This is a genomic window from Synechococcus sp. WH 5701, from assembly GCF_000153045.1.
GTDB classification, from domain to species: domain Bacteria; phylum Cyanobacteriota; class Cyanobacteriia; order PCC-6307; family Cyanobiaceae; genus Regnicoccus_A; species Regnicoccus_A antarcticus.
On sequence record NZ_AANO01000127.1, the window covers coordinates 1 to 1,122 of the forward strand.

Consider the following 1,122-nt stretch of genomic DNA (forward strand, 5'->3'; position numbering starts at 1 on the left):
ACAAGCGCTCAGCTAGCGCTGTTCCTCGACTGGTTGCGTCCACTGCAGCAGTCGTTGGGTTTGGAGGTGGATCGCGGTTTTCAAAATCTCCAGGGACGTCAACAGCGTTTTCACCAATTTTTATCGCAACAGTTGTCGGCGCCTCCCCCGATACCCATGCCCCGTGGCGCTGTGGAACGGATGGAGCGTTTGCGCAGCTCCTTTGATGCGTATCCGCAGCTCTCAGATGTCGCCCGTCGTCGGCTCGTCACTGATGCCCGTCAGTGGCTGTTCGAGTTACGCCATCGCTTGGAACCATCGGCTCCGATGGCACCACCGCGCTTAAAACTGCAAACCGCTTCTGGGCCACAACCAAACGAACGTCCCAGCCTTGATCTTGAGAGTCCGATCACCCGCATTAAAGGGGTGGGACCGAAGTTGGCCAGTCGCTTGGCCTCACTCAATTTATTGCTGGTGAAAGATCTGTTGCGTCATTACCCCCGCGACCACGTCGATTACTCGTCCATGCGACGGATTGAGGCCTTGGTTGCAGGGGAAACAGCCACCATCGTGGCCACGATTCGCCGTTGTAATGGCTTTGTAAGCCCACGCAATCCCAACCTCGCCATTCTTGAACTTCAGCTGCAGGACCCAACAGGGCGGCTCAAGGTGACGCGCTTTCTCGCCGGGAAACGCTTTAGTTCACAGGCATACCTCAAAGGTCAACAACGCCTTTATCCAGCTGGAGCCAGCGTGGCTGTGAGTGGTCTTGTGAAAGATGGTGCCTATGGGTTGTCGTTTCAGGATCCATTGATTGAGGTTCTTGAGAACCCCTCCTCGCCAGTGAAGTCGGCCAGCATTGGACGTCTTCTTCCGGTGTACGCCCTCACAGAGGGTGTGGGGGCTGATCGATTTAGAGGCCTGATTGAACAGGTGTTACCCCTTACAGAGCAATGGACCGAACCTCTGCCAGAGGCATTACGGCAGACGTTTGATCTTTTGTCGGTTTCAGAGGCATTGCAGGCGCTCCATGCTCCGAAGGATCGGACCACGCTGGACCGTGGTCGTCATCGTTTGGTCTTCGACGAATTTCTGCTGTTGCAACTGGGCTTGTTGAGGCGTCGCCAGGCGTTGCGCTCTCGT

The 1,122-nt window shown here is 56.1% G+C and carries 1 pseudogene; it reads left to right on the forward strand.

The features are described from left to right. Positions 1-1,122: pseudogene (locus WH5701_RS16415) on the forward strand (DNA helicase RecG); the annotation flags it as partial.